Origin of the sequence: Rhodopirellula bahusiensis (assembly GCF_002727185.1) — a bacterium.
In the GTDB taxonomy this organism is placed as follows: Bacteria; Planctomycetota; Planctomycetia; order Pirellulales; family Pirellulaceae; genus Rhodopirellula; species Rhodopirellula bahusiensis.
This window is the reverse complement of the sequence record NZ_NIZW01000002.1, coordinates 594,130-619,721: the sequence shown is the minus strand read 5'-3', so window position 1 is coordinate 619,721 and position 25,592 is coordinate 594,130. Positions and strand designations below refer to the sequence as shown.

18 protein-coding genes are annotated in these 25,592 nt (G+C 55.7%); 13 read left to right on the top strand and 5 right to left on the bottom strand.

Annotation, left to right across the window (positions count from 1 at the left end):
* Positions 1–51: 51 nt before the first annotated feature.
* Positions 52–1,410: a sigma-54-dependent transcriptional regulator gene (locus CEE69_RS05085; RefSeq protein WP_099259608.1), complete on the bottom strand. Its 1,359-nt coding sequence runs from the start codon at positions 1,408–1,410 to the stop codon at positions 52–54.
* Between the two features lie 523 nt (positions 1,411–1,933).
* On the opposite strand from CEE69_RS05085, the gene CEE69_RS05075 reads away from it, so the two are divergent.
* The 3 genes from CEE69_RS05075 (at position 1,934) to CEE69_RS05065 (ending at position 7,811) form a co-directional block, all read left to right on the top strand.
* Positions 1,934–2,656, top strand: coding sequence for a cytidylate kinase-like family protein (locus CEE69_RS05075; RefSeq protein WP_099259606.1), 723 nt, complete (start codon positions 1,934–1,936; stop codon positions 2,654–2,656).
* 416 nt (positions 2,657–3,072) lie between these two features.
* Positions 3,073–4,299, top strand: coding sequence for an efflux RND transporter periplasmic adaptor subunit (locus CEE69_RS05070; protein ID WP_233214765.1), 1,227 nt, complete (start codon positions 3,073–3,075; stop codon positions 4,297–4,299).
* A gap of 77 nt (positions 4,300–4,376) precedes the next feature.
* Positions 4,377–7,811: an efflux RND transporter permease subunit gene (locus CEE69_RS05065; protein WP_099259605.1), complete on the top strand. Its 3,435-nt coding sequence runs from the start codon at positions 4,377–4,379 to the stop codon at positions 7,809–7,811.
* 200 nt (positions 7,812–8,011) lie between these two features.
* On the opposite strand, the gene CEE69_RS32760 is transcribed toward CEE69_RS05065, so the two are convergent.
* Positions 8,012–8,203 (bottom strand): hypothetical protein, encoded by a 192-nt coding sequence (locus CEE69_RS32760; protein ID WP_199169799.1) that lies wholly within the window; start codon positions 8,201–8,203, stop codon positions 8,012–8,014.
* Between the two features lie 64 nt (positions 8,204–8,267).
* Here CEE69_RS32760 and CEE69_RS05060 point away from each other — a divergent pair, with 64 nt between their 5' ends.
* The 3 genes from CEE69_RS05060 (at position 8,268) to CEE69_RS05040 (ending at position 12,427) form a co-directional block, all read left to right on the top strand.
* Positions 8,268–9,923, top strand: a complete 1,656-nt coding sequence (locus tag CEE69_RS05060; RefSeq protein WP_233214757.1) for a TolC family protein — start codon at positions 8,268–8,270, stop codon at positions 9,921–9,923.
* A 159-nt stretch (positions 9,924–10,082) separates the two neighbouring features.
* Positions 10,083–11,291: a formaldehyde dehydrogenase, glutathione-independent gene (fdhA, locus tag CEE69_RS05055; protein ID WP_099259604.1), complete on the top strand. Its 1,209-nt coding sequence runs from the start codon at positions 10,083–10,085 to the stop codon at positions 11,289–11,291.
* 770 nt (positions 11,292–12,061) lie between these two features.
* A complete protein-coding gene (locus CEE69_RS05040) occupies positions 12,062–12,427 on the top strand; it encodes a hypothetical protein (RefSeq protein WP_233214755.1) in 366 nt (121 codons plus the stop codon).
* Between the two features lie 135 nt (positions 12,428–12,562).
* Here the strand turns inward: CEE69_RS05040 and CEE69_RS05035 are convergent, their stop codons facing one another.
* From CEE69_RS05035 to CEE69_RS33065, 3 genes are all read right to left on the bottom strand, one after another.
* Entirely contained in the window at positions 12,563–13,888 is a 1,326-nt protein-coding gene (locus CEE69_RS05035; protein WP_099259602.1) for a hypothetical protein, read from the bottom strand.
* Between the two features lie 204 nt (positions 13,889–14,092).
* Positions 14,093–14,986, bottom strand: coding sequence for a rhomboid family intramembrane serine protease (locus CEE69_RS05030; protein ID WP_099259601.1), 894 nt, complete (start codon positions 14,984–14,986; stop codon positions 14,093–14,095).
* 92 nt (positions 14,987–15,078) lie between these two features.
* Positions 15,079–15,306: a hypothetical protein gene (locus CEE69_RS33065; protein ID WP_233214753.1), complete on the bottom strand. Its 228-nt coding sequence runs from the start codon at positions 15,304–15,306 to the stop codon at positions 15,079–15,081.
* A 4-nt stretch (positions 15,307–15,310) separates the two neighbouring features.
* On the opposite strand from CEE69_RS33065, the gene CEE69_RS05025 reads away from it, so the two are divergent.
* The 7 genes from CEE69_RS05025 (at position 15,311) to CEE69_RS04995 (ending at position 25,570) form a co-directional block, all read left to right on the top strand.
* On the top strand, positions 15,311–18,154 hold the full coding sequence (locus CEE69_RS05025; RefSeq protein WP_233214752.1) for a carboxylesterase family protein: 2,844 nt from the start codon (positions 15,311–15,313) through the stop codon (positions 18,152–18,154).
* A gap of 168 nt (positions 18,155–18,322) precedes the next feature.
* Complete coding sequence (locus CEE69_RS05020) at positions 18,323–19,030, top strand: hypothetical protein (protein WP_143549153.1); 708 nt, start codon at positions 18,323–18,325, stop codon at positions 19,028–19,030.
* Complete coding sequence (locus CEE69_RS05015; protein WP_099259598.1) at positions 19,027–21,438, top strand: DUF1592 domain-containing protein; 2,412 nt, start codon at positions 19,027–19,029, stop codon at positions 21,436–21,438. The genes CEE69_RS05020 and CEE69_RS05015 overlap by 4 nt, the downstream gene beginning before the upstream one ends.
* A gap of 89 nt (positions 21,439–21,527) precedes the next feature.
* Entirely contained in the window at positions 21,528–22,787 is a 1,260-nt protein-coding gene (locus CEE69_RS05010; protein ID WP_099259597.1) for a DUF1552 domain-containing protein, read from the top strand.
* Between the two features lie 10 nt (positions 22,788–22,797).
* Positions 22,798–23,256 carry a hypothetical protein gene (locus tag CEE69_RS05005; protein ID WP_099259596.1) on the top strand — a complete coding sequence of 153 codons (459 nt, stop codon included), beginning with the start codon at positions 22,798–22,800 and terminating at the stop codon, positions 23,254–23,256.
* A gap of 243 nt (positions 23,257–23,499) precedes the next feature.
* Positions 23,500–23,940 carry a hypothetical protein gene (locus CEE69_RS05000; protein ID WP_099259595.1) on the top strand — a complete coding sequence of 147 codons (441 nt, stop codon included), beginning with the start codon at positions 23,500–23,502 and terminating at the stop codon, positions 23,938–23,940.
* A gap of 226 nt (positions 23,941–24,166) precedes the next feature.
* Positions 24,167–25,570, top strand: coding sequence for an efflux RND transporter periplasmic adaptor subunit (locus CEE69_RS04995; protein WP_099259594.1), 1,404 nt, complete (start codon positions 24,167–24,169; stop codon positions 25,568–25,570).
* Positions 25,571–25,592: the final 22 nt, after the last annotated feature.

The following is a 25,592-nucleotide window of genomic DNA, read 5'->3' as shown; positions in this document are numbered from 1 at the left end:
CTGTTCTACTCTTTCCCGTTCGGATTCGATCCACTGCAATCGCACGAGCTTTCAATGCAGTCCGTAGCGGTTCATTTTGTAGTGCAATGTTCGGACGCTGATTCCCAAAGCCTTTGCGGTTTGCTCCCGGTGGAAATCTTTCGCGGAAAGAGCTGATTCGATTCCGGTTCGCTCCGCCATCTCGGTGATTTCATTCAAGGTTCGTATTGTGGTGGCTGGTGCGTTCTGTTGCGTCCGGTGCTCTTGAGGCAGATCGCTGCGTTCAATCGTGTCCCCCGAGACTGTCACCACCATCCGTTCGATGTGGTTTCGAAGTTGACGCACATTGCCCGGCCAACTCGACGCGACCAAAGCATCCATGGCTTCGGACGTCAACGATTTCAGAGCGCGTCCGTGTCGATTGCAAAACCGAGTCAAGAAGTGTTCGACCAACAACGGAATGTCTTCCCGGCGATCCCGCAGCGAAGGCACCTCGATCGGAACGATGTTCAATCGGTAGTAAAGGTCATCGCGAAACGTTCCATCCTGCACCAACGTCCTCGCATCGCGATTGGTTGCCGAGATGATTCTCGCCGTTGATTGAAGGGTTTGCTCGCCACCGATGCGTGCGAATTGTCCGGTCTCCAAGACTCGCAGCAAATCCACTTGGCTCTTGGCCGGGATCTCAGTGATCTCGTCCAAGAACAACGTTCCACTAGCGGCCTGCTCGAAACACCCCGGCTTCTGCCGGGACGCTCCGGTGAACGCACCTTTCTCGTGCCCGAACATTTCGCTTTCCAACAGACTCTCCGGCAGGGCTCCCAAGTTGACCGCGACGAACGGAGCATTCGATCGAGCACTCAAATCATGGATCGCTCGTGCGATCAATTCTTTTCCGGTTCCACTTTCGCCCTGAATCAGTACGGTTGCATCCGTTGATGCAACCTGCCGAACTTGCTTGAGCAAATCCTGGAACGCTTGACAATTGCCGATGATGCCAGCCATCTCGCCGGCTTCTGCCAACTTCTCCTTCAAGTGATGGTTTTCGTGCTGCAGCCGATGATGCTCCGCCGCCTTCGCGACTTGCTGGCGAATCAGGTTCAAATCGATTGGTTTGGAAATGAAATCGAACGCGCCCGATTTCATGGCGTCGACCACGGACTCCACGGTTCCGTTCGCGGTGATGATGATCGACATGACTCCCGGGTCCCGCTGCTTGATTAGTCGAACCAGGTCCACTCCGTTTCGATCGCCGGGCATCTTCACATCGGCGATCACAAGCTGAAATTTCCCGGCATCGAACTTGTCGAGCGCTTCGTTGACTGAGCTGGCCGTTTCAATATGGTCACAGCTCTTTTCGAGTCCGCGAGCCAAACCAGACCGAATGTTCGGCTCGTCGTCCACGATCAACAGATGAAGTTCATTGTCCATTTCTAAATCGGCTTCGACTTGGCGGGAGGTTTCAGTGCGAGCTTGATGAGCTAGCGGATGGCAATGAATGCCCAAGACGTTCGACTCTTCGGCTGAGTCCAAACACAGACGCGAAGCGACCGCGTGGCTGACAAGGCAAATAGCAGACCAAAGCGGTGCAATCACGCCGCAGCCCAATCCACGAACGCAATCAACCGGCTCAACTCACTCGGTTTCGTTCGCCAGTGCGGAACTGCGTCCCTTTCGACAGGCTGGAGGGCTTCATCCCGGACGCACGCGTGGGCAACCGATGAATCAACGAACGAACGTTCCAAATGCAATCACCTGCAGCTTTCATGCAGAAACTTGCATTCCTGCGGGACTGAAATCGAATGACGTGAAAACAATGTTGCCTCATTCCACACCGTGCTGGGCTGGATAAGCGGCCCCGCGGTGGCTGCGAAATTTCGACCGCGGCCCATCAATTGCATTTTCGTGCGGTCCTTCACAAAATCGATCCCTTAATCGAATAGGTCCAACCACGATGAGTGTCCGAGTCCCCGCGATAGAACGACGTGTCGACGAGAGAGTTTTGAAGTGGATCCATGCGGAACACAGCCAACAAGAAGTCCCCCCATCGGACGCCAACAAGCGGCTGGGCCCCTACATCACGATTTCAAGAGAGGCCGGTGCGGGCGGCAGTGAACTGGCAAAACGGGTCGCTGAAAAATTGCAGTGGGACCTGCTGGACCAAGAGATCGTCGACTACATGGAACAGCAATACGGGACCCCGAGATGCCTGATTCAACGAGTGGATGAGAAGCACGAAAACTGGCTCAGCGAAATTCTGACCTCTCGAATTGGCGGGCTGGGATTCTCTGAATCCACCTACACGCACCGTGTTTCCAAGCTCGTCCTGCTGGCTGCGTCGCACGGGAACGTTGTCATTGTCGGTCGAGGAGCGAAGTACATCCTTCCTCCAGAGCAAGGCGTGTCGGTCCGCGTCGTCGCACCGCTGAAACTTCGCATACAACGAGTCATGTCACAGCGTCATCTCTCCGAGAAGGAAGCTCGCCACTGGGTCCTGAATAAGGACCGTCAACGACAGAACTACATCCGAGGGCACTTCCATCAAGACGAATCCGACCCTCATCTCTACGACTTGGTTTTGAATGTCGGCATTGTCTTGTTGGAAGAAGCTGCCGACATCATCGTCGACTCCTCTCGACGATTGACAGAACGGTTCACCGACTCGACCGTTCATTGAGCGTTGTTCTTCGCCCTCTCTCCGGGAGGATCGATGCGTCTGCCCCTACCCGGCCCGCAACGCCCCAATTTCGCCAGCGCGCTCGCGCGTGCAGTTTGCTGCAGGTGCCATGAACCGAATTGCAGACAACCGGTGATGCGTTGAGTCGAATCTCGCGAACGCAATTTCTTTTTCGCCCGCAAATCGGGGGCGCCGCGTGGGTCTCTGGCCCATCTGAGAACACGTTTTCGCTCTTCGGCACACCTCATGCTTTGGCTCTCACCGCGCGAAGATCATCCTTCGCGGCCGCAACAATTTGCCTGCGGCGCGAATGCAGAACGATCGAATCGCAATTTTTTCATCAACTGAAAACATCCCGCGACGCTGCAGCACGCGTCCGCGTTCCAGCCATGAACAAAACCACCCGGCCCCTCCAAATGAAATTGTTCCAAGCAATCCTCTTTGCATCCTTCCCTTGCTTGTTTGCGGGGTGCGGCGATTGGACCGAAACATCCGCTCTTCCGCTCGCGAACGTCGTCTCGCCCCAATCACACGGCGACAAGCACGAACAACCGCTTCAACAATCAGGTGAACATCAACAATCAGGTGAACATCAAGAACCGGGCGAACATCATGAATCGGGCGAGCACCATCCTCAGCACAAAATTGTGGTGACCAGTCCGGTTGCTCGCGATGTGATGCTGACTCGGCAATACGTTTGCCAGATCCACTCGCGTCGGCACATCGAAGTGTGTGCTCTCGAAGGAGGCTACCTGAAGGAAATCTCTGTCAACGAAGGGCAAGCGGTCACCAAAGGGCAAACCATGTTTCAAATTTTGCCAACGCTCTACGAAGCCAAATTGGATGCCGACATGGCCGAAGCAAAGCTGGCTCAGGTCGAGTTCGACAACACACAAAAGCTGGTCCAGCAAAACATCGTTTCCACTCAGGAACTCAAACTGGCCGAGGCGAAACTGGCCAAAGCGGTCGCGAACGTCGAATTGGCTCGCGCGGAAATGAATTTCGCCAACATCAAAGCCCCCTTTGATGGCATCGTCGATCGTCTGCACGAACAAGAAGGCAGTTTGATCGAAGAGGGCGCGATGCTGACAACGTTGTCCGACAACAGCGTCATGTGGGTCTACTTCAACGTCCCCGAAGCTCGCTACTTGGAATACCAAGAAGCGATGAACGCGGGGCAAAGCCAAGACGCGTTGAACATTCAACTCCGGTTGGCCAACCACAAGATCTTCAATCAACCCGGCAAGATCGGTGCGATCGAAGCCGACTTCGACAATGAAACCGGCAACATTGCCTTTCGGGCAGACTTCCCCAATCCGAACGGTCTGCTTCGACACGGCCAAACCGGCACCGTGCTGATCAATCAAGTCGCGAAAAATGCCGTTGTGATTCCTCAACGTGCGACGTTCGAAATCCTCGCGAAAAAGTACGCGTTTGTGATCGACGCGGAAGACGTCGTGCATCAACGCGAGATCGTGATTCAAAACGAAAAGGACGACATCTTCCTGATCTCGGAAGGGTTGCAGCCCGGCGAAAAGATTGTGCTGGAGGGAATCTTGCAGGTCCGCGACGGCCAGAAGGTGGAATACGAATTCCGAGATCCGGAAACCGTCCTCAGCCACCTGAAATACCACGCTGAATAGTCACCTCTGATTCTGCTTACCATCCCTCCACTCGGACGCGACGCACGCGTTCGTCTTGCCAGAACGCCGCTTGCAACATGCTTGAAAAGTTCCTTCACCGGCCCGCCCTCGCCATCGTCATCTCGCTGCTGATCCTGTTCATGGGTGGGCTGGCGATCAACGTGTTGCCGATTTCGCAGTTCCCCTCGGTCGCGCCACCAAGCGTCCGTGTGTCGGTGTCGTATCCGGGTGCGAGCGCCAAGATTCTGATCGACTCGACGATGGTGATACTGGAACAAGCCATCAACGGCGTTCCCAACATGCGTTACATGCTCAGTGACGCGACCAGTGCTGGCGAAGGCACGATTCAGGTCATCTTCGAACCCGGCACCGATCCCGATGTCGCCGTGATGAACGTGAACAACCGCGTTCAAATGGTGAAGAACAATCTGCCGCCCATTGTCGAACGCGAAGGCATCATCGTGATGCAGAACATGAGCAGCATGCTGATGTATGTGAACGTGTTCAGCACCGACGAAAACGTCGACCAGAACTACCTTTACAACTATTCCACGGTCAACATTCTCAACGAAATCAAACGCATTCCAGGCGTTGGATTCGCATCGATTCTTGGCAACCGCTCCTACGCCATGCGAGTCGAACTGGATCTCAACCGCATGCGTGCGTACCACATCGATGCAGAAGACGTGATGGAAGCACTCGCCGATCAAAGCATGATCGGCACCCCCGGGCGACTCGGCCAAGCCACTGGATCGACCTCGCAAACACTCGAGTATGTGTTGACTTGGGTGGGGCGGTACACCACGCCCGAGGAATACGACCAGATCATTTTGCGGGCAACTCCCGAAGGGGAAATCCTGCGGCTATCGGATGTCGCCACCATCTCGCTCGGCTCGTCTTTCTATGACCTGTACTCGGACATCGATGGCTTGCCCGCCGCCGCGATTGTGCTGAAACAGACTCCCGGATCCAACGCCGCGGAAGTCATCGAACAGGTCAAAGAGAAGGTGCAATCGATCAAGGAAAAGCAGTTTCCACCGGGGATGGACTACGCCGTCACCTACGACGTGTCGAACTTCCTGGACGCTTCGATCGAAAAAGTGCTGCACACTCTATTCGAGGCGTTCATTCTGGTTTCTCTGGTCGTGTACCTGTTCTTGGGCGACTTCCGCAGCACGCTGATTCCGACATTGGCGGTTCCGGTGTCATTGATCGGAACGTTCTTCTTCATGCTGATGTTTGGTATGTCGATCAACCTGATCACGCTGTTCGCACTTGTGTTGGCGATTGGGGTCGTGGTGGATGATGCCATCGTGGTGGTCGAGGCCGTCCACGAAAAGATGCACGCGAAACATCTCGGGCCCTACCAAGCGACTCGCGAGGTGGTGCAGGAAATCAGCGGAGCGATCATCGCGATCACGTTGGTGATGACGGCCGTTTTCATCCCCGTCACGTTCATGACAGGCCCCGTCGGAGTGTTCTACCGTCAGTTCGCATTGACGATGGCCATGGCGATCGTGATTTCCGGCGTGGTGGCTTTGTCGCTGACACCGGTCCTCTGCGCAATGATCTTGAAACCGCTCGACGACAACGTTCAACGCGGCGTCATCGGTCTGCTCAATCGTGGGATGCAAAAGGTCGCGGGCCGGCACGCCTATTTGTTCCGAGCATTGGTCAGTCTGCTGCTGGGCGTGGCAATTGGTTTCGCCGTCCGTTACTTGCTTCACGTCGAACTGGTTCACGAAGTCATTTCCGAACAAATTGAATTGACTGCAACGCGAATCGCCATCATCGCTGGCGTGATCGCGGTGCTGGCTGCGTTCTCATTCCGTGCCGCATTCTCAGGCTTCGACGGTGCCGCGAAAAAGCGAAGTCCGATCGGGATATTTTTGCATGGATTTGACCGCAGCGTCGAATCCGTGACCGGCGGGTACGCTCGCGTGTTGCGTCATCTCATCAGTCGCCGATTGGTGACGGTCGCGGTGATTGCTGTCTTTGGATACGGGATTTTGGTCGTCAACCAAGTCCTGCCGACCGGGTTCATTCCGTTGGAAGACCAAGGCATGATCTACGGCATCGTGCAAACACCGCCCGGGTCAACCCTGGAATACACCAATTCGAAATGTCACGAACTGCAGCAGATCTGCAAACAGATGTATGAGATCACCTCGGTCTCCTCCATCGCCGGCTACGAAGTCCTGACGGAAGGCCGAGGCTCCAACGCTGGAACCTGCATCATCAACCTGAAACCGTGGGCAGACCGAGAACTGACCTCACGTGAAATCATCGAGGAATTGGAGGAACGCGGGACTGACATTGCCAACGTCAAACTCGAGTTCTTTGAACCGCCCGCCGTCCCCGGCTTTGGTGCCGCCGGTGGGTTCTCCGTCAACTTGCTCGACAAAACCAACAGTGGCGACTACCAGAAACTCGGCCAAGTCACGGACGAGTTCATGGCTGCACTGGGGAAACGCCCCGAACTGAAAGGTCTGTTCACGTTCTTCGCCGCCAACTACCCGCAATACGAAGTCATCATCGACAACGATGTCGCGATGCAAAAGGGCGTGTCGATCAAAGACGCGATGGACAACTTGTCAATCGTTATCGGCAGCACGTGGGAACAAGGCTTCGTTCGGTTCGGCCAGTTCTACAAGGTCTACGTCCAAGCCCAACCGAAGTTCCGTCGCTACCCAGATGATCTCGACAACATGTTTGTCAAAAACGAAGCAGGAGACATGGTGCCCTACTCCGCGTTCATGCGAATCGAAAAGAAGCAAGGATTGAACGAAATCAGTCGCTACAACCTCTATCCAACCGCACCGATTCAAGGGGCACCCGCAGAGGGATACAGCAGCGGCGAGGCAATCGCAGCGATCAAACAAGTCGCCAAGGAAACGTTGCCCAACGGGTTCGACATCGACTGGCAAGGATTGTCCTACGACGAAGCCAAATCGGGAAACACAGCGGTCTACATCTTTCTGATCGTGGTGATCTTCGTCTACATGGTTTTGGTGGGGCAGTACGAAAGCTTCATCATTCCATTGGCTGTGCTGACCTCTCTGCCGGTGGGTATCTTTGGCTCATTCCTGTTTCTAAAGTCGATGGGTCTTGCCAACGACGTCTACTGCCAAATCGGGTTGGTGATGTTGGTGGGACTGCTTGGCAAGAACGCCATTCTGATCATCGAATTCGCCGTTCAACGACGGCAGGAAGGACTTAGCATCATGGAGGCCGGCATAGAAGGAGGCAAGCTCCGCTTCCGCCCGATTCTGATGACGTCGTTTGCCTTCATCGCGGGTTTGATCCCACTCGTGCGAGCCACCGGGCCGGGAGCCATCGGCAACCGAACGATCGGAACGACCGCGGTCGGCGGGATGCTGCTCGGCACACTGGTCGGCGTCCTTGTGATCCCCGGCCTGTATTATCTCTTCGCGAAATTGGCCGATGGACGCACGCTGATTCGCGACGAACATGACGCGCCACTGAGCGAAATCTTCGAGCGAGAAAGCTGATTTCAACACCGAAACACTTCGATGCCAACGTTCGCTGTAACCCTGACGATCCGAATTCTCGACATAGCATTCAGATTCCGGAGGACTGATCTGCAAATGTTGGCACAAACGACACAGGAAAATCAAAGCGTCGGTTGTCATCGCCATCACCGACGATAATCCCTTTGACTTTCAAATTGACCGTGATGCGTCATCGCTTTTCAGTGAAACGACCATTTGTCCGTCAATGCGGATTCGAGAAAACGTTTCGGCAGGATGCCGATCCCCGCCAGTTCAACCAGGACGAACATGAACCTTTCATCGCCTACCGTTTCGCGCGTCCAGATTTCCAAACGCGCCGCTATCGCCGCCTTGATCTGCGGCTCCTTCTTGTCGACTCCGGGATGCGGCATTCCTTGCTTGCGAGGCGCGAAGCCTGGCCCTGCTATGCCCCAGCATTACAACTGGAACAACGGCATGGACTCCACACGTCCCACGGCGAGCACGAATACGCCCGCCAATCTCGACGAAGCGGAATCGCTAGTTGAAACCGCTTCGTTCGTCGAAACGTTAGTCTCCGATCCCAGCGGAAAGGAAAGTGAGCGGATCTCTGCTGAGACAAACCTCGCATCCGCCGACTTGGATGAACAGAACAAGACGTTTGCCAGCTACATCAAGTCATCCGACGTTCCAAATTCCAAAACAACGCCTCAGGATTCCACGCCCACCACCTTGGTGAATGCCACCGCTGATGTTGTCACCGAGTCAGTGATGGACGAATCCGGCGAAACGATTGTTTACGACGAGGACGAGCTGGACTTCGGCATTTCAACGTTCCAGAATTCAGCTCACTTACCGCAGAGCGTGTTCTACACCGACCCGTATTTGCTGGATCTGATCCAGCAAGCGATGGTTGGCAACCAAGAACTACGAATCCTTTCCGAAGAAATCCGAATCGCGTGCAACGAAACCTATGCACGCAGCGGAGAGTACCGTCCGTTCGTGACCGCAGGAGTCGGGGCTGGGATCGAAAAGCCAGGCGAGCACACTCGTGACGGTGCCGTGGAAAAACAGTTGGAAGTTGCCCCCGGCAAAGGTTTCCCCGATCCGCTGCCAGACTTTCTCGTCGCCGCCAATGTGTCCTGGGAAATGGACATTTGGAAACGTCTGCGAAACGCTCAAAACGCCGCCGCGATGCGTTACCTCGCCACCCAAGAAGGGCGAAATTACATCATCACACGTCTGGTCGCTGAGATTGCCGACAACTACTACGAGTTGCTCGCTCTCGACAATCGCATGCTGACTCTCGACAAGACGATCGAGATCCAACAGCGCAGCCTCGACATATCCAGCGCAATGAAAGAAGCCGGCCGGGGCAACCAGCTCGCTGTGCAGCGTTTCCAAGCGGAAGTGCACAAGAACGAAAGCGAGCGGGCCGTCATCGCTCAAGAGATCGTCGAAGTTGAAAACCGAATCAACTTTTTGGTCGGTCGCTACCCACAACACGTGGACCGCACCGAAGTCGACTTCATCGATCTGAACATGCAAGCCTTGAGTTCCGGCGTCCCTTCAGAATTGCTGCAAAACCGCGCCGACATTCGCGAAGCAGAGCGTCAAGTCGCCGCCGCCGGATTGGACGTCAAAGTCGCACGTGCTCGTTTCTACCCTTCGCTCACGCTGACCGCCGGTTTGGGCTGGAACGCTTTTGCAACGGGATACCTGTTCCGAACTCCAGAATCGCTGATCTACAGCGTTGCCGGAGAACTGGTGGGGCCGTTGATCAACAAGCGAGCGATCAAGGCCGACTATCAAACCGCGAACGCCCTTCAGTTGCAGAGCATCTACAACTACCAACAAACCGTTTTGGAAGCTCACATCGAAGTCGTCAACCTCGTTTCCAAAGTCGACAACTACCGCAACAGCATCGAGATCAAGAAAGAACAGCTTCGATCGTTGGAAGAGTCCGTCGACAGTGCCGGCAAACTGTTCCAAAACGCTCGTGCGGAATACGTCGAGGTCTTACTCGCTCAACGTGAATTGATGGAAGCCAAGATGCTGCTGATCGATACCAAGCAAGAAGAGCTCAGTGCGATCATCAACGCTTACCAAGCCCTCGGCGGCGGTGGTTTCTAATTCACCGCGAAAGTCTATTGACCTTGCGAAACCATTGAACGCGTCACCCCATGATTCGAAATTGATCTGGTAGACTGCCCCTTCTCTTTAGAGGCGAGGATCTTCCCGTCAACGTCGACAAGGTAGTCTTGCCGCCCATTCTTCAAAAGGCGTGTTTCGATGTCAGATAACAAAGGTGTTGTTTACCTTGGCGATGGAAAGGTCGACGTTCAGTCGATCGACGATCCAAAATTGGAACTCAGCTACCGAGGCAAGACTCGGCAGTGTCACCATGGCGTGATTCTGAAAGTCGTCTCGACGAACATCTGCGGTTCCGACCAACACATGGTCCGCGGACGTACAACAGCTCCGGCCGGCATGGTGCTCGGACACGAGATCACCGGCGAAGTCGTGGAAGCCGGGCGTGATGTGGAGTTCATCAAAAAGGGTGACATCTGCAGCGTGCCGTTCAATATCGCTTGCGGTCGTTGCCGTTGTTGCAAAGACGGCGACACCGGCGTTTGCGAAAACGTGAACCCGGATCGCCCCGGCGCAGCCTATGGTTACGTCGACATGGGCGGATGGATCGGCGGCCAATCACGCTACGTGATGGTTCCCTACGCCGACTGGAACTTGCTCGCCTTCCCCGATCGCGACCAAGCCCTCGCGAAAATTCGCGATCTGACGATGTTGTCGGACATCTTCCCAACCGGATACCACGGCGCGTACACCGCGGGCGTGACCACCGGCAGCACCGTGTACGTCGCCGGGGCAGGGCCAGTCGGACTTGCATGTGCTCACGCGGCTCAGTTGCTCGGTGCCGCGGTCGTGATCGTTGGCGACATGGTGGAGGAACGGCTCGCGCAAGCCCGTTCGTTCGGTTGCGAGACGGTTGACCTCAAAACCGACGCTTCTCTGCCTGACATGATCGAACAGATCTTGGGATCCCGCGAAGTCGACTGTGCCGTTGACTGTGTTGGCTTCGAAGCCCGCGGTCATGGTGGCGATTCAGGTGTCGAGAAACCCGCGACGGTGCTCAACCAAGTCATGGAGGTGACCCGAGTCGGAGGCGGCGTCGGAATCCCTGGCTTGTACGTGACCGACGACCCGGGCGGAATCGACGAAGCAGCCCGCACCGGCAATCTATCGCTCCGAATCGGTTTGGGCTGGGCCAAATCGCTGCATTTCACCACCGGTCAGTGCCCCGTGATGAAGTACAACCGAGGCCTGATGATGGCAATTCTTCACGAGCGTTGTCAGATAGCCAAAGCCGTCAACGCAACGGTGATCTCGCTGGAAGATGCCCCGCAAGGCTACGCCGACTTTGACCAAGGAGCCGCGAAGAAATTCGTCCTCGACCCACACGGCGTCCTGGCTGCTTCCAGCTAAGAACCACGTTAACAACAAGTGACGTAGCGGAAGGGCGCGAGCCCTCCGGTTCCTCACCGGGCGGCTTGCGCCACACCGCTAACATCGTGACTTGTTGTTCACGCGTTGCTAAGGAACGCGACATTCAATGGACGCGACAGAGGGCAGATGCAGCGATTGCATTCGCCCTCTCATGCGGCGGCTTGTCGATTGAGTCGTCAACGAGGTTTTAATGTATGTAGGATGGGCACTCTTGCCTTTTTATACCCCACATCTCGAAACACCAAAGATTAGTGTCCGATCAGAGTGGATTAGTGTTCCACTAGAGCGGTCAAGGGAACACTAATCGCCGCTAATCAAACACTAATGATTCCTCGGAAAGGGATGTTTAGCCTTAAACCGCTTGTATTCCCAACGCAAGCGGCTCCCAAAAGATGTGGGGTACAAAAAGGCACTCTTGCCCGTCCAGGTTGCGGATGTCGGCCAAGAGTGGCCAACCTACAGCAAAATCGACAAGCCCGTTGCCAGCGGACGAGGTTCGTAAGCTGTTGCGAGCACGGCACTTCAAAACTGCACAGCATTTTGATGGGTCAGGTTCTCGCTAGACGCACCGAGCCAACTCCTGCAGTCAACGACCAAAACCAATTCCGAGTAGCGCGGCTCCGGCGTTGGCGGTACAATCATGAGACGCGACTTCAACCAATGGTGGCAGTGCACCTTGACGTGAATGACACAACCGACAGCACTGTTGAATTGTCGTTCCGTGTGGCTCTAGCTGAGGAGTTCCGACGATGAACCGACGTTTTTTCGCGTTACTTGCAGTGGCACTCCTTTTCATGATGGTCGTCTCCTTCGCTTGGGTCGCCAATCGTTCCATCCGTTGGGTGACTAGCTTGCCCGATCGCATCGAGATCCGCTTCGAAGACGACGCCATGACCGCAGTGATCACTGAGTGCATTCGGGCATCGCTGACGCAACCAGACACGGAGATGCAGACGCAATCGCTGCACGCTCTCCTCCGCGGCGTAGAGGAAAATCCAGAACTCGCTGATTGGCTTCAAGCCGAATGTGGATCGGAGCTCGAGATGCTCAGAAATTCAACCGACGTGGGCGTGGCTTCGATGGCGAGCATGCTCATGTCAAAAGAGAACAATTGATCGCTCTGGCGTTTGCTGCGGTTGCTTTGGAGAGAACGCGAATCAACATGCAAACGGCTCGACTGTCGAGAACTGGATGCAGCAGGAATCGTCGCTTAACGTTGTGAAGTCCGAGGCGATTCAGTCCTGTCCGGCTCAATAACCCTTTAGGGTTTCGCTCAAGATCTCGTGTAGCTCGGCTCGCGTTTTTGCGTTCAGGTGCGAGTATTGGTCGGGCACAGTCTCGCCGGTCAGGATGGTTCGTAGTTGCGTCAAAATTTCATTTCTCAGCGTTGACTGCAAGGCATCAAAGGCTTCGGTGTAGACCAGGAAACTGCACGGGTATCGGAACAACCTGGTTTGCAGATCAAACTGTCGAAGGGATCGCCCCTTCGAATCGATCGGCCCGCGTGCCTCGAACTCAGGCACAAATTCGCCCGCAGTTTCGATGGGTGACTCCAACGGTTCCTCGTCGTAGAACAAGATTGCCTTCAACACTTGGCGTGCAGCTTGCGTGATTTGCATTGACTGCTCCTCTGCGTCTCCTTCGCTGGTGCTGTGCCCCTTCGCTAGACGCTGTGCACGATCGTACTCTAGCTTTCGAACGGTGAAGTCCGCTTTGACGAGAACATTGTGCACACTGGTTTGATGCCCCAGCACCATCAACGCCGCAATGTCGCTGGTCGGCAATAGGTACCCGGAGGTGTCAATGCGATCATCCAAGTCCGTGACATTGCCGCTGCGACGCAGATCCAACGTGTTGCCTCGCAAGAAGGCGTTGCCCATGTGCTTCATGGAACCATGGTTGCCGGTCACGTACCAACCGCCCCAACGCTCCGCAAAGGGACTGGAATCACTGGTCACGTGCGAGGGGAACTGAGCGTTGATCCCGCCGTCATGGAACGGCGAAACGCTCCGCATCATATGCCCCGGCAGCCCGCCGGTCATCGATGTGGCATGGCAACCCAAACAGTCATAGTCTGACCGAGTCATGTTCGCTCGCCAGGGTTTCATGTCGACGGTGTAGAACGCCGCTCCCAACTTCGAATCGGCGGTTGAGACTTCAACCAACGAACTGCCGCGCACCCAACCAACGTAAGTGTCGTCGTTGAAGTAGATGGCTCTCGGGTTGGAACGCGAAATGTGCTGGACCTGCATGCTGGTCTTGGAAAACACCAGCGTTTGCGATGAAACTGGGATGTCCAGTGCCTGCAGGAGCGATTCCAAGTGCCCGCGTGGCTTGCTGTAATCGAGACGCACTTCTTTGGACTGGATCTTCGCAATCAACCGGCTGACGCGATTGTCCTCGACCGTGTCAGAGTAAGAAAACGGCGGCTCCTCGATGTCAATCAAACCTTGCGCTGACACTGTTGAAGGGACGCCAATGGCGAACAACCATCCCACGGCCATCGTCAGGAGGCATTTCATACGGGGATGATTCGTCATGAACTCGCCAATGTCACGTGATTGATTTCGGGTCATGTCTCGTTCAGGGTTCGCAGAATCTCAGCACGGTTTGATTGATGCGCAGCCCAGTACCACCGGTTTTCGCTACGCCAATTACGTACACCTCTCTGTATAGAATACACTGTAAGCGCTTCCACGTGAACGCTGCCCGGGCGTGAACTCCGCAGGTATTCCCACAACCAAGAGAATGAACTCAGCGAATGAGTTCAAAAAGGGACATCACCGGGCGCCGAGCACCCAAGCCCCAACCACGATTGCTCCGGTGATCACGCCAGCGACCATTTGGAACGAACTGCGGGCAAGCCACGCCTCCGGCAAGCGGCATCCGATCCAGCCAAACAGCGTTCCAGCGACGAAGCCGGTGACGTGCGCCAACACATCGGTCCGTTCGCCTTCCAGCCCCATGAACGACAACAACAGGACGCCGCCAATCAAGGGACTCCAGCGAACCAAGGCCTTCGTCGATGTTTTGTATCGAGGGTGCATCGCGTGCGCGACCAGAATCCCCAACGCGGCAAACACGGCGGTTGATGCACCGATCGAAGTGTGCGCCGCGTCCCGAATCACGGCGTTCATCAAATTCCCCAGAGCACCGGCCAAGACAATTGCCAACCAAGCCAATCCGCCACCTAGAAGACGGCCCGCCAGCACGCCGAAGACACCACCAAAAACCAAATTCGAGAGCAAGTGCCCGGCATCAGCGTGCAAGGTCAGCGCGGTGATCGTTCGCCACCACTCACCGTTCATCACATCACCGGCGCTCATCTGGCCGACCGTTTTCCAGTCGATCCCATAGGCAGACGTATCCGCCAGCACCGCGACCGAGACAATGAAGATGGCGTAATAAACCACCCCCGCAATCGAACCACCGAACACGACGGCTTTGGATGGCAGAGTCTGTTTGGTTTCGGCAAGACGATCGTTGCGATACGACTGCAACTCAGCGAAGGCGGCGCCAACTTGATCGTCGGGCACGACCAGGCACCAGTCCTCGGATTGTCGCATCATCTCGTTCGAGATCCCCACCGATTCCAGCACCAACCGAGCATCCATGCAATCGCGGTGCGATGGCGAGCGAAAAACGATTTCGGGTTCCGGTCGTCTTTCGGTCATAGCATGGCGGGCAAGGTTGCCAACCACCTCGTTTTTTGCGGCACGCTGGCTTGGCGAATGGAAATAGGACGGCCCCAAACTAGGCGACGGTCCTAACACAAGGCAAGCGGTTTGGGCGAAGCGTCCTCGTACCTCCTGAGCGAACAGACAAAACGCGTAGTCGCATGGCGGTATCCCCCGGTTCCGGCGCTGGTCAGATGGACAACCGCGGCGGTCGAGTACAGAACGATACGAGGTGATTCCGTTTCGCGATGGCGATCACGCCGGCGATCGAAGAGAATCACTGGCAGTTTTGCTCGGACTTCCATTTTTGGAGACATTGTCTTGATCCGCCTCGTCGCGTTGTCTGCCTTCTTAATCTTTTGCCGCCTTGGGCTCGCGGACGAAAATTGGACTCGGTTTCGTGGGGCGGATGCTACCGGCGTCGTGGCGGACGATCCGGACCTGCCCGATAGCTGGGACCAAACGGAAAACGTGGCGTGGGTTGCCGACGTGCCAGGCCAAGGTTGGGGAAGCCCGATCGTGGTGGGCGACCGAGTTTTTGTTTCGTCAGTCGTTGCCGAGGAAGAGAACATCAAACCGCAAGGTGGCTTGTATCTCGGCGAAGGCGTGCGCGATCCAGCCAAGGGAATTCATCACTGGAAAGTGTTCTGCTTCGACTTGAAATCTGGCGACAAGCTTTGGGAGCGGGAAGCGTTCCAAGGCCGTCCAGTGGTGCCTCGTCATCCGAAGAGTTCGTATGCGGCCGAAACCCCCGCAACGGACGGAGAACGTCTGTTTGTGTTGTTTGGCGACCTGGGCTTGTTCTGCTATTCGCTCGATGGAGACTTGCTGTGGAAACAGATGATCGAGCCCAAGAAGACCAACATGGATTATGGCGCGGCCGCATCTCCGGTCGTTCATGGCGATCAGGTGTTCGTGGTCTACGACAACAAAGAAGCGTCATGGATCGCTTCGTTCGATACCAAGACCGGCGACCAGAATTGGCGGACCAAGCGTGACGAAGTGATGTCGTGGGCGACGCCGTTTGTTTGGGAGAACGAGGTCCGCACAGAAATCGTGGTGCCGGGTCAACGCGTCAACCGCAGCTATTCGCTCGACGGCAAAGAGCTTTGGAGGTTTGACGGTGACATGTCGATTCTGGTGATTCCGTCGCCATTCGCGGCTCACGGAATGTGTTACCTGTCGTCGGGATATGTCGGTGACGCTCATCGTCCGACGTTTGCAATTCGGCCCGGTGCGAGCGGTGACATCGCACCCGATGGTGACTTCGCGCGCAGCGAATTCATTGAGTGGTATCAGCCCAAAGCCTCTCCCTACAACACGACACAGATCGTCTACGGCGACTATCTCTACACGGTCTACGACCAAGGCTTCATGACGTGTCACAACGCGTTGACCGGCGAAGAAGTCTACGGCAAACGACGCTTTTCTCCGAAGGGATCGTTCACCGCTTCGCCGTGGGCTTACGACGGCAAGGTTTTCTGCTTGAGTGAGCAAGGTTTGACTTATGTCATCAAGGCCGGACCTGAGTTTGAGATCTTGGACACCAACCCGCTGGATGAACTCTGCATCGCAACGCCCAGCATTGCTGGCGGCAAATTGTTAGTGCGGACGCTGACGAAAGTGTACTGCATCACGGAGGACGGTTCGGACGAAGCGTCTACCACGTCGGTTGAAAAGGCAGCGACCAAGGCGATCGTGCAGACCACTTCGGGGCCGATCCAAGGCGTGCCGTCGCGGGATCCTTCCGTCGAAGTCTTCAAAGGCATTCCCTACGCGGCTGCCCCCGTCGGTGACCTGCGATGGAAACCGCCGCAGCCGGTGAATCCATGGTCCGATGTTCGCGTTTGCGACCAGTACGGTTCCAAATCGATGCAGCAAAAGAATTTTGCGCAGGGCGGACAGAGCGAAGATTGTTTGTACTTGAACGTTTGGCGATCTACGGAAAGCAAAACCGAGAAACGTCCGGTAATGGTTTGGATTCACGGCGGTGGGTTCACGCAAGGATCAGGCAACCAAGGCAACGGTGGCGGCGATGCTCTGGCCAACCGCGACGTGATTCTGGTGTCGATCAACTACCGGCTCGGAGCGTTGGGCTTCATGACGCATCCGGAATTGTCAGCTGAGTCACCGGATGGCGTATCAGGCAACTACGCGATCCTCGACCAAATCGCAGCACTCCAGTGGGTTCGCGATAACATCGCGGGCTTTGGCGGAGATCCTGACAACGTGACGATCTTTGGCGAATCGGCGGGAGGGACGAGCGTTTACTTGCTCACCGCGACGCCGCTTTCTAAAGGGCTGTTCCACCGGGCAATTTTGCAAAGTCCTTGGCTCGACCCCGTGATCTTTCGCGAACTAAAAAAGGAAACTGACAACGGTCCGCCGGCGGAGTTCGATGGCACGGAACAGACCAACCGTTTGTTTAGCGACGATGTCGAGGACCCAATCGCGAAACTGCGTGCCTTGCCAGCCGAAGAGTTGCTTGAAAAAGTCAAACAGCGTTGGCCGGTTGCGATCGACGGCCATGTCTTTCTGAAGAGTCCGCTGGAGATTTACGCCGACGGACAGCAGCATGACATCCCCACCATCGTCGGCACCAACCGAGACGAAGGCACGATGTTCGCCGGTCGGCAGGGATTCAAAAACATGCAGGACTACCGCGATGCGTTGGTGGAGCGATTCGGTGACAACGCCGATCGGCTGATGAAGTTCTATTTGCAAGATACGAACGAGAACTTGCGAAAAGCTGCGGTGCAGTTGATCACCGACGGTTGGTTCGTGCAGCCGGCTCGTCAGTTCGCTCGGGCGATGGATAGCCAAGGCAGCGACGTGTGGATGTATCACTTCACCAAGCCGGTGTGGGGATGGATGGGCGCGGCACATGCGGCCGAGATTGGCTACGTGTTCGGCAAGCTCGAAAACCCTTCGCCAGAGGACGCCAAACTCTCCGATGCATTCATGGACTACTGGGTGCAGTTCGCCAAGACGGGCAACCCGAACGTGGAAGGCGTTCCCAATTGGCCAACCTACACGACTGACGCTGATCAGCACCAAATCATGGACGCAGATATCACCACCGCATCGGAATTACGCCGAGAAGCTTGCGACCTTCTCGATGAGATCCGAAATGCGGGTGTACCTAAGAAGCCAGTGGACCGCTAGCGATCGACAAAGGGATACAAAGCGAAACCAATCCGGTGTCGAAGCGACGGAATCAAACGCGGACACTACTCGCCTTGCATGTGGTTTCCGTTCGAGAGGTCGGAATGCAACGTGATTCTCTTTATCACGTCCACCGCTGGAACAAACTCGAACCAAGGAACTGGTCTCATGAGAACTGAAACCCGATGGACGCGATTTGCGTTGGCGACTTGGTTGTGTTGCTTATTTACGATGCAGGCCAATGCGGAACGGCCCAACGGTAACAGCATCGAATTTCAAGGCCAGTCCTGGAAAGGATCGCCCCCAGTCCAACTCGATGCGATTTACCACCAAGGACAAAATTCGCTGCGAGTACGGACCAATGGGGCGGACTCAATCGCAACGGTAGAGGGAGTCCAATTTCAAACGGGGACCATCGAGATGGACGTTTCGGCACCTCAGCGATCTCATCCGACACTGGCTCTCTTCGTCGACGAATCCGGGATGAACTACGATCGAATCACGCTCAACCCATGGCCACAGTTCAACGATCAGCTACCGCGACGACTTCGGCAAGGCGTCGTGACCACGGGCGTACATCAGTCGGTGGTCGTCAATTTCAATCATGGCAACAGCGTTGATTGGGCACGCGAGCGATGGTTTCATGTCAGACTGGAAGTGGACGAAGGCATCTGCCGAATCTACATCGACGATGATGCGCGGCCGGCATTCTTGTTTGCGACCTCCGACCAAGCGAAGTCGGGTGGTGGAGTCGGAATCGTTTCGTCGTCCGTTTTCATCCGCAACCTGAAGATCTGTCCTCTGAAACAACAGGCCGCAAAGACTCCGTTTGGAAACAGCGTTTCAACTCGATCAATCGCGGGTCAGATTCAATGACGAATCGTCAGCCACCCTTTTTAGCCGTCTACCTATCGTTGGCATCGCTGTGGGTCAGCACAGCAGCGAAGGGTGAATTTCCTTCCGTCGAAATGAAAGCATTGGTGCAGACGACCTGCATCGGGTGCCATGATTCTGGCACGGATACGTCCCTCGATTTTGATTCATTGGGAAGTGACCTGAACGACGAAGCTTCCTTCCGAATGTGGGTTCGCGTACTGGATCGCACTCGGTCGGGCGAGATGCCTCCGCCGAGTGAATCGCGGCCCGATGCGGATGCATTGTCGGCGGCCACCGAGTCCTTGCATGCGAGTCTCAACGCAGCGAGTCTTGTCAGCCAACGTCGCAGTGGTCGCGTTCCGGCGCGGCGATTGACCAAGCGACAGTATGGATACGTGTTGCAGGACTTACTGGGAATCCCTGCGGATGTCACGGCATCGCTTCCCGATGAGAGCGAATCAGGCAGCTTCGACACGGTGGGAACATCACAGCGTTTGTCGGCCATTCACATGGAAGGTTTCCTGCGTGCGGCCGACGAAGCTCTCCATCATTCGCTTCAACTGGTTGCGCCGTCAAAGGTTGACATCACGTTTGATTTGGAAGGCAATGCTTTCCTGAATGAGTTCCACGAAAAGCCCGTTCAATTGGGCGGCAACGTTTCACGCCGTCTGAATCAAGGCGTCGCATTGTTTCGCGACTCCGACTATCTGATCCAAAGCGGAATCCTTGGGCTGGCGATTCAACAGTCAGGCATGTATCGAATCGAACCGTGCTTGGAAGCGTTCCAGTCCAAGGGCCCGGTCACCTACAAGATCATCGCGAAACAACCCAGCGGCGGAGCGACAATCATCGCGGCCGATGACTTGTTGCCGGGAGAGCCGATAACGTTATCGATCGAAACGTTCCTTCAACCTGGTGATCTGGTCTATATCACAGTTGAAAGTGATGACGCCGCGATCGCGAGCCTCTATGTGCTTGGTTCCAAAAACTTCCAGGGACCAGGACTGGCAATTCGGTCTTGGAAAATGAGCGGACCGATTCACGATGTTTGGCCGCCGACCGGAACGCGGCAACTGCTCGGCGACGTTTTGGCAATCCCAGACGCCGACGACGAGGCACCACGGATCGAACTATCAGCCGATCCGAGTGAACACGTCAAAGAAATCGTTGAATCGTTCGCGACGAATGCTTTTGCTCGTCCGATCCAGCCCGGTGAACTGGATCGGTTCATTGCGTTGGCTCAGTCTGCGATCGACGAGGATCGCGATTTCACCGAAGTGATTCGTGTACCGTTACGGTCGCTTCTTTCGTCGCCTCAGTTCTTGCTGTTTGACGAATCGGCTGGCGAACTGAACGATCACGCCTTGGCGAAACGTTTGTCAGCATTCCTTTGGTTGAGCATTCCCGACGCGGAGCTGACGAAGCTCGCTGACGCCGGCAAGTTGAGCGATGACGACGTGCTGAAAACGCAGGTCGAGCGAATGTTGGCGGACCCAAAGGCCGAACGATTCATCAATGACTTCCTTGGGCAATGGTTGATGCTCGATCAAGTCAATGCGACGTCGCCTGACGAAGACTTATATCCTGAGTACGACGAGATCCTCGGCATGTCACTCGTCGGTGAAACGCGGGCGTTCTTCACCGAATTACTCAACGCGAATCTCCCGCTCACCAACCTGATTGATTCTGAGTTCACGTTCGTCAACCGGCGACTGGCGTCGCACTATCAGATCGCCGAGGTTGCGGGCCAACACATGCGGAAAGTCTCCTTGCCCGAAGGATCGCATCGAGGCGGTGTGCTGACGCAAGCGGCGGTCCTGAAAACTACGGCCAACGGAACCGTTACTTCGCCTGTGACTCGCGGTAATTTCGTGTTGACGAATTTGTTGGGCACACCGGCCTCATCACCGCCACCCGGCGTGGGTTCGATTGAACCAGACACACGCGGCAAGACCACGATTCGTGAAATCCTAACGGCTCATCGTGACAATGAAAGTTGCAACGCGTGCCATCGAAAGATCGACCCACCGGGGTTTGCACTTGAGTGCTTTGATCCAATCGGCAGCTACCGGACACACTACCGAGCAACCGGGGCCGGCGAAGGTTTCTTCGCCAAACTGTCGGGCAAATCTTTTCATCAAGGGCCGCCGGCCGACGCCAGTGGTGCGACCGCAGATGGCGTTGATTTCTCGGGGATCGATGAATTCAAACAAGCCTTGATGAACCAGAAAGAGCAAGTCGCCCGGCAGTTCGTGTCTCAACTCGTCGTCTACTCGACCGGCGGCGAAATTCAATTTGCCGACCGCGATGTGATCGAGGGAATCCTGCGTGCAAATGAGTCACAAGACTATCCGGCTCGCGACTTACTGCACGCGGTCATTCAAAGCCGCTTGTTCCGAGAGAAGTAGCGGAAGTCGCCAAGACTTTCGGCAGACAGCAGCATGAAACTCTTGACGAGTTTCACTACGACGAGCCTCGATTTAACCCAAGAACAATCATGCCCCATCTCCACCGACGAACCTTTCTGCGATCCGCGGGCGTTTCGCTGGCACTTCCGATGCTGGAATGCATGAATCCCGTTTTCGCGGCCAGCAAGATGACGCCGCCGCGGCGCATGGTGTTCGTTTGCACGGCGTTGGGTTTGCATCCGCCCAACCTGTGGCCGACAACCACGGGCAAGGATTACGAATCGACGCCGTACTTGAATCTACTTCAGAATCATCGCAACGACTTCACACTTTTTGCCGGGCTGTCTCATGAACATCAAACCGGTCGGCAGCCTCACGACAGCGAAATGACGTGGCTGACTGCGGCTGAGAAGCCCGGCACGGACGGGTTTCGCAACAGTGTATCGGTCGACCAGATCGCGGCGGCGCACCACGGATACTCCACGCGGTTCCCCTCCGTAACGCTCGGAACGATGAAGCCGCAGAGCCAATCGTATACTCCGGGCGGTGTGATGATTCCAGCGGAAGTCAGTCCCGCGAATCTGTTCACAAAGATGTTCTTGAGCGGCAAACCAAGCGAAGTCGAGCGGCAACGGCGTCAACTGGCTGATGGACGCAGCATCTTGGATCAACTAAAAAGCGAAACAAAATCGCTGCGTGGCCGGGCCAGTCACTCTGACAATCATCTGCTAGACGACTACTTTGAATCGGTTCGCATAGCGGAGACCAACATCGCCGCGGCGGCCGGATGGATGGATCGGCCGAAGCCAGTCATCGATGCCGAAAAGCCTCAAGACATCAATGATCCGGCTGACATTCTTGGTCGCACGCAATTGCTGATGAACTTGGTTCCGCTGATCTTGCAAACCGATTCCTCACGGGTTGTGACGGTCATGGTGCAAGATCACTACGTCGTTCCCAAGATCGACGGGGTCACAGGCAACCATCACAACCTTTCCCATCACGGGCAAGACCCAACCAAGATTGACCAACTTCAAAAGATCGAAGCTGGCATCGTCGAATGCTTCGGAAGTTTGCTGGACTCGATGAAAACGAAGTCCGAAGAAGGGTCCCGATTGCTCGATCAAACATCGGTTCTCTTTGGCAGCAATCTCGGGAACGCGAATGCCCACGAAGCCAAGAATTTGCCAGTGTTCCTGGCCGGCGGCGGATACGACCACGGTCGCTACGTCGACATGAAGCAAGACAAAGACACGCCGCTGAGCAATCTATTCGTGCGGTTGTTGCAGGACGCGGGCGTCGAGACAGATACGTTCGGCCAGAGTACGTCGGCGCTGTCATGGACCTGAAACGCTCGTCATGTTGAATCGCATCGAATCACTCGACAAGCAAATTGGTTTGGCGATCTGGCGATTCATTCACCGAGACGGAAGGGCTTGGATACGGCGTCTTATGATGCTCTCGGTCGTCGGCATTCTCATTCTGTCGGCGGGCGTTGGTTTGATGTCGTTGCTGACTTCAGGATCGCCTCTGAATCGAGAGCAGATCGTTCTGTTCGCGATGATCGCGGTTTTCACGCCGGCAATCGTGCTGTACGGCAGTCTCTTCGCAGCGCGTTGGCATGGCGTCATGGGACGTTGCAGATCGTTCCCTTTGGCAATTGCCTACACACTCGTCTATCTCGCATTCTTGCTGGCCGCTTCGATGTTGGTCGACATGCCATCGAACTTGGTACGAGTTCTCTACTCATGCGTTGCCACGATCGCGACCACCATTTTCGCATGGGCACTCGGCAGAAAGCTAAAACAGACTGCGTAGCGGTCAATTGCTCAGCGACGAAATTCGCCTTCGAAAACCGGACACGTTATTCGTGACTTCCAGTTGGGGCATCCAATTGCCGACGGACGAAACTGAATGTCGATTTGTGATCGGCAGCGAATCATGCGGCTGACGCTCCGTCGAGTTCAGTGCATCGGAGGTGACAGTGCCGCGATTCTCCCTCGATAGGCAATTGCTGGGTCGCTATAGCGAATCTTCGAATGGGCAGTTAAGTTGTTTGGCATGAACCGTGTTCTTTCACTCCTGCTGATTCCGCTTTTTGTGCTCGGGCAATGCTTGCCTCATTCGCACGCGGGTAGCGGTGTGGCTGAACCGGACGATCATGCTCTGCGGCCGCATGTGCACCTGCATGGTCACGCTCATGATGATATTCACTCAAATGACGACCATCATCAGCATGCCAGCGAAGACGATTCGGCTTCGCAAGATGCCTTGCTTTCGCCGGCGGCCGAACACGATTCGGATGCCGTCTATTTGGCTGCTTCGGGTCATTCGCTGACGCGAGCATCGGGGACGATCGGGCTTGAGTTCCACTCGGCAGACCGGGTCGGGTTTTCAGATCCGCTTCCCGTCAGCCTTCCACCAGGATGGCGCACCAGTGATCCGCCGGATCGCTATCGGACGCTGCCCATCTACCTTCTCACGGCCTCTCTTCGGCTGTGAATTGTCGACTGAAGATTGAAATTTGACGATTTGAGATCGTTGTTTTCGATTTTCACGTTCTTCATTTCTATGACATTGCAGCACGTTGCGCAGTCGGCTTTTTCTTCGCCGACCAAGCCGACGCGCTAGCGGGTGCGCTCAACCACAACGTTCCTTGCGCGCGCATCGGGTTGGTAGGACTCGCCATCCCTGCAAACCATCAGTCTTCCATCGAAAATCTTCCATCATGAAATACCTTGGGCCAGCGATCATCGTCGCTGTTGTCGTAGCGACTTGGTTCTTCCGAGCCGAATTGCTCAGTAGCAAAGAGGCGAGTGAAACGCCGACGAATCACTCATCGGCCGAGCCGACCGAGAAGCAAACGGTGCTTGAGATCAGCGAACAAGCGAGGAAAAATCTTGGCTTGTCGTCCGCTCCCGCGAAGCCGCAAGACTACTGGAGATCAGTCACGATCCCCGGTGTCGTTGCCGACCGACCGGGACTATCGGATCGTGGCGTGACGTCGCCCGCGGTTGGCATCGTGACCGCGATCGACGGATTTCCTGGCGATACGAAGCGGCCGGGCGATGCCTTGTTCACGCTTCGTTTGTTCAGCGAGTATTTGCAGAACACGCAAACGCAACTGTTCAAGGCGAATCAAGAAACGGGCATCATCCAGGAACAGATCGACCGCTTGTCTGGAGCCGTTAGCACTGGTGCGGTGTCCAAGGCGAAGATGATCGAACTGCGAGCAGACATGAGCCGCCAACGGGCGATCATCCAATCCTCTCGGCAGGATTTGCTGACGCGAGGCTTGCGTCCCGAGCAGATTGATCTCGTTCAACAAGAAGGGCAGTTTGTCTCAACCATCGAAGTCACCGCTCCGCCGCCATTGGCTGGACTAATCGCTTCGATCGGCGAACCCAACACTCCCGTTCAGCTAGCCAGTCTGATTACCGATTCCGCCTCACCGAACGAAGTAGCTTATGAAGTTCAAGAGTTGAGCGTGGAGATGGGCCAACAGGTGCAGGCCGGTCAGTTGCTCGCCAAGCTATCGAACCATCAATCGCTGTACGTCGTTGGTCACGCCTTCAAACGCGAGGCGTCGTACTTGGAGAAGGCGGCGGCGGAGAACCGTCCCGTCGAGATCGAGTTTGCGGAAGACGAAGCCGGCGATTGGCCCAAGATCTCGCAAACGTTTCACATTCGGCATTTATCGAATTCGATCGACCCTGACAGCCGCACCTTCGACTTCTTTGTGCCGTTGTCGAATCAGTCTCACGCCTACGCGAAATCGGGAAAGCAGTTCTTGGTTTGGCGATTCCGCCCCGGTCAACGAGCAAGGATCCGCGTGCCGGTCGAACAGCTTGAAAATGTCATCGTTGTGCCCGCTGAAGCCGTGGTTCGGGAAGGTCCGGAGGCGTATGTGTTCCGTCAAAATGGCGACCTTTTCAAACGGTTCCCAGTTCATGTCCTGCACGAAGACCGTCAGTCAATCGTGATCGCCAACGACGGCAGCATTCCTCGCGGAAGCTACTTGGCCCAGAGTTCCGCCGCATCGTTGAACCGAGTCTTGAAATCGCAAACAGCCAGCGGCGAGCAACCCGGCTTGCACGTCCATCCGGACGGAACGGTGCATGCTGCGCATTGATTGAAGAATGTCGATTGAAGAT

Coding starts and splice junctions, on each gene's coding strand:
- CEE69_RS05085 (WP_099259608.1), bottom strand. CDS start 1,410: ATGGACAATGAACTTCATCTGTTGATCGTGGACGACGAGCCGAACATT.
- CEE69_RS05075 (WP_099259606.1), top strand. CDS start 1,934: ATGAGTGTCCGAGTCCCCGCGATAGAACGACGTGTCGACGAGAGAGTT.
- CEE69_RS05070 (WP_233214765.1), top strand. CDS start 3,073: ATGAAATTGTTCCAAGCAATCCTCTTTGCATCCTTCCCTTGCTTGTTT.
- CEE69_RS05065 (WP_099259605.1), top strand. CDS start 4,377: ATGCTTGAAAAGTTCCTTCACCGGCCCGCCCTCGCCATCGTCATCTCG.
- CEE69_RS32760 (WP_199169799.1), bottom strand. CDS start 8,203: ATGCCGCATCCCGGAGTCGACAAGAAGGAGCCGCAGATCAAGGCGGCG.
- CEE69_RS05060 (WP_233214757.1), top strand. CDS start 8,268: ATGGACTCCACACGTCCCACGGCGAGCACGAATACGCCCGCCAATCTC.
- fdhA (WP_099259604.1), top strand. CDS start 10,083: ATGTCAGATAACAAAGGTGTTGTTTACCTTGGCGATGGAAAGGTCGAC.
- CEE69_RS05040 (WP_233214755.1), top strand. CDS start 12,062: ATGAACCGACGTTTTTTCGCGTTACTTGCAGTGGCACTCCTTTTCATG.
- CEE69_RS05035 (WP_099259602.1), bottom strand. CDS start 13,888: ATGACCCGAAATCAATCACGTGACATTGGCGAGTTCATGACGAATCAT.
- CEE69_RS05030 (WP_099259601.1), bottom strand. CDS start 14,986: ATGACCGAAAGACGACCGGAACCCGAAATCGTTTTTCGCTCGCCATCG.
- CEE69_RS33065 (WP_233214753.1), bottom strand. CDS start 15,306: ATGTCTCCAAAAATGGAAGTCCGAGCAAAACTGCCAGTGATTCTCTTC.
- CEE69_RS05020 (WP_143549153.1), top strand. CDS start 18,323: ATGAGAACTGAAACCCGATGGACGCGATTTGCGTTGGCGACTTGGTTG.
- CEE69_RS05015 (WP_099259598.1), top strand. CDS start 19,027: ATGACGAATCGTCAGCCACCCTTTTTAGCCGTCTACCTATCGTTGGCA.
- CEE69_RS05010 (WP_099259597.1), top strand. CDS start 21,528: ATGCCCCATCTCCACCGACGAACCTTTCTGCGATCCGCGGGCGTTTCG.
- CEE69_RS05005 (WP_099259596.1), top strand. CDS start 22,798: ATGTTGAATCGCATCGAATCACTCGACAAGCAAATTGGTTTGGCGATC.
- CEE69_RS05000 (WP_099259595.1), top strand. CDS start 23,500: ATGAACCGTGTTCTTTCACTCCTGCTGATTCCGCTTTTTGTGCTCGGG.
- CEE69_RS04995 (WP_099259594.1), top strand. CDS start 24,167: ATGAAATACCTTGGGCCAGCGATCATCGTCGCTGTTGTCGTAGCGACT.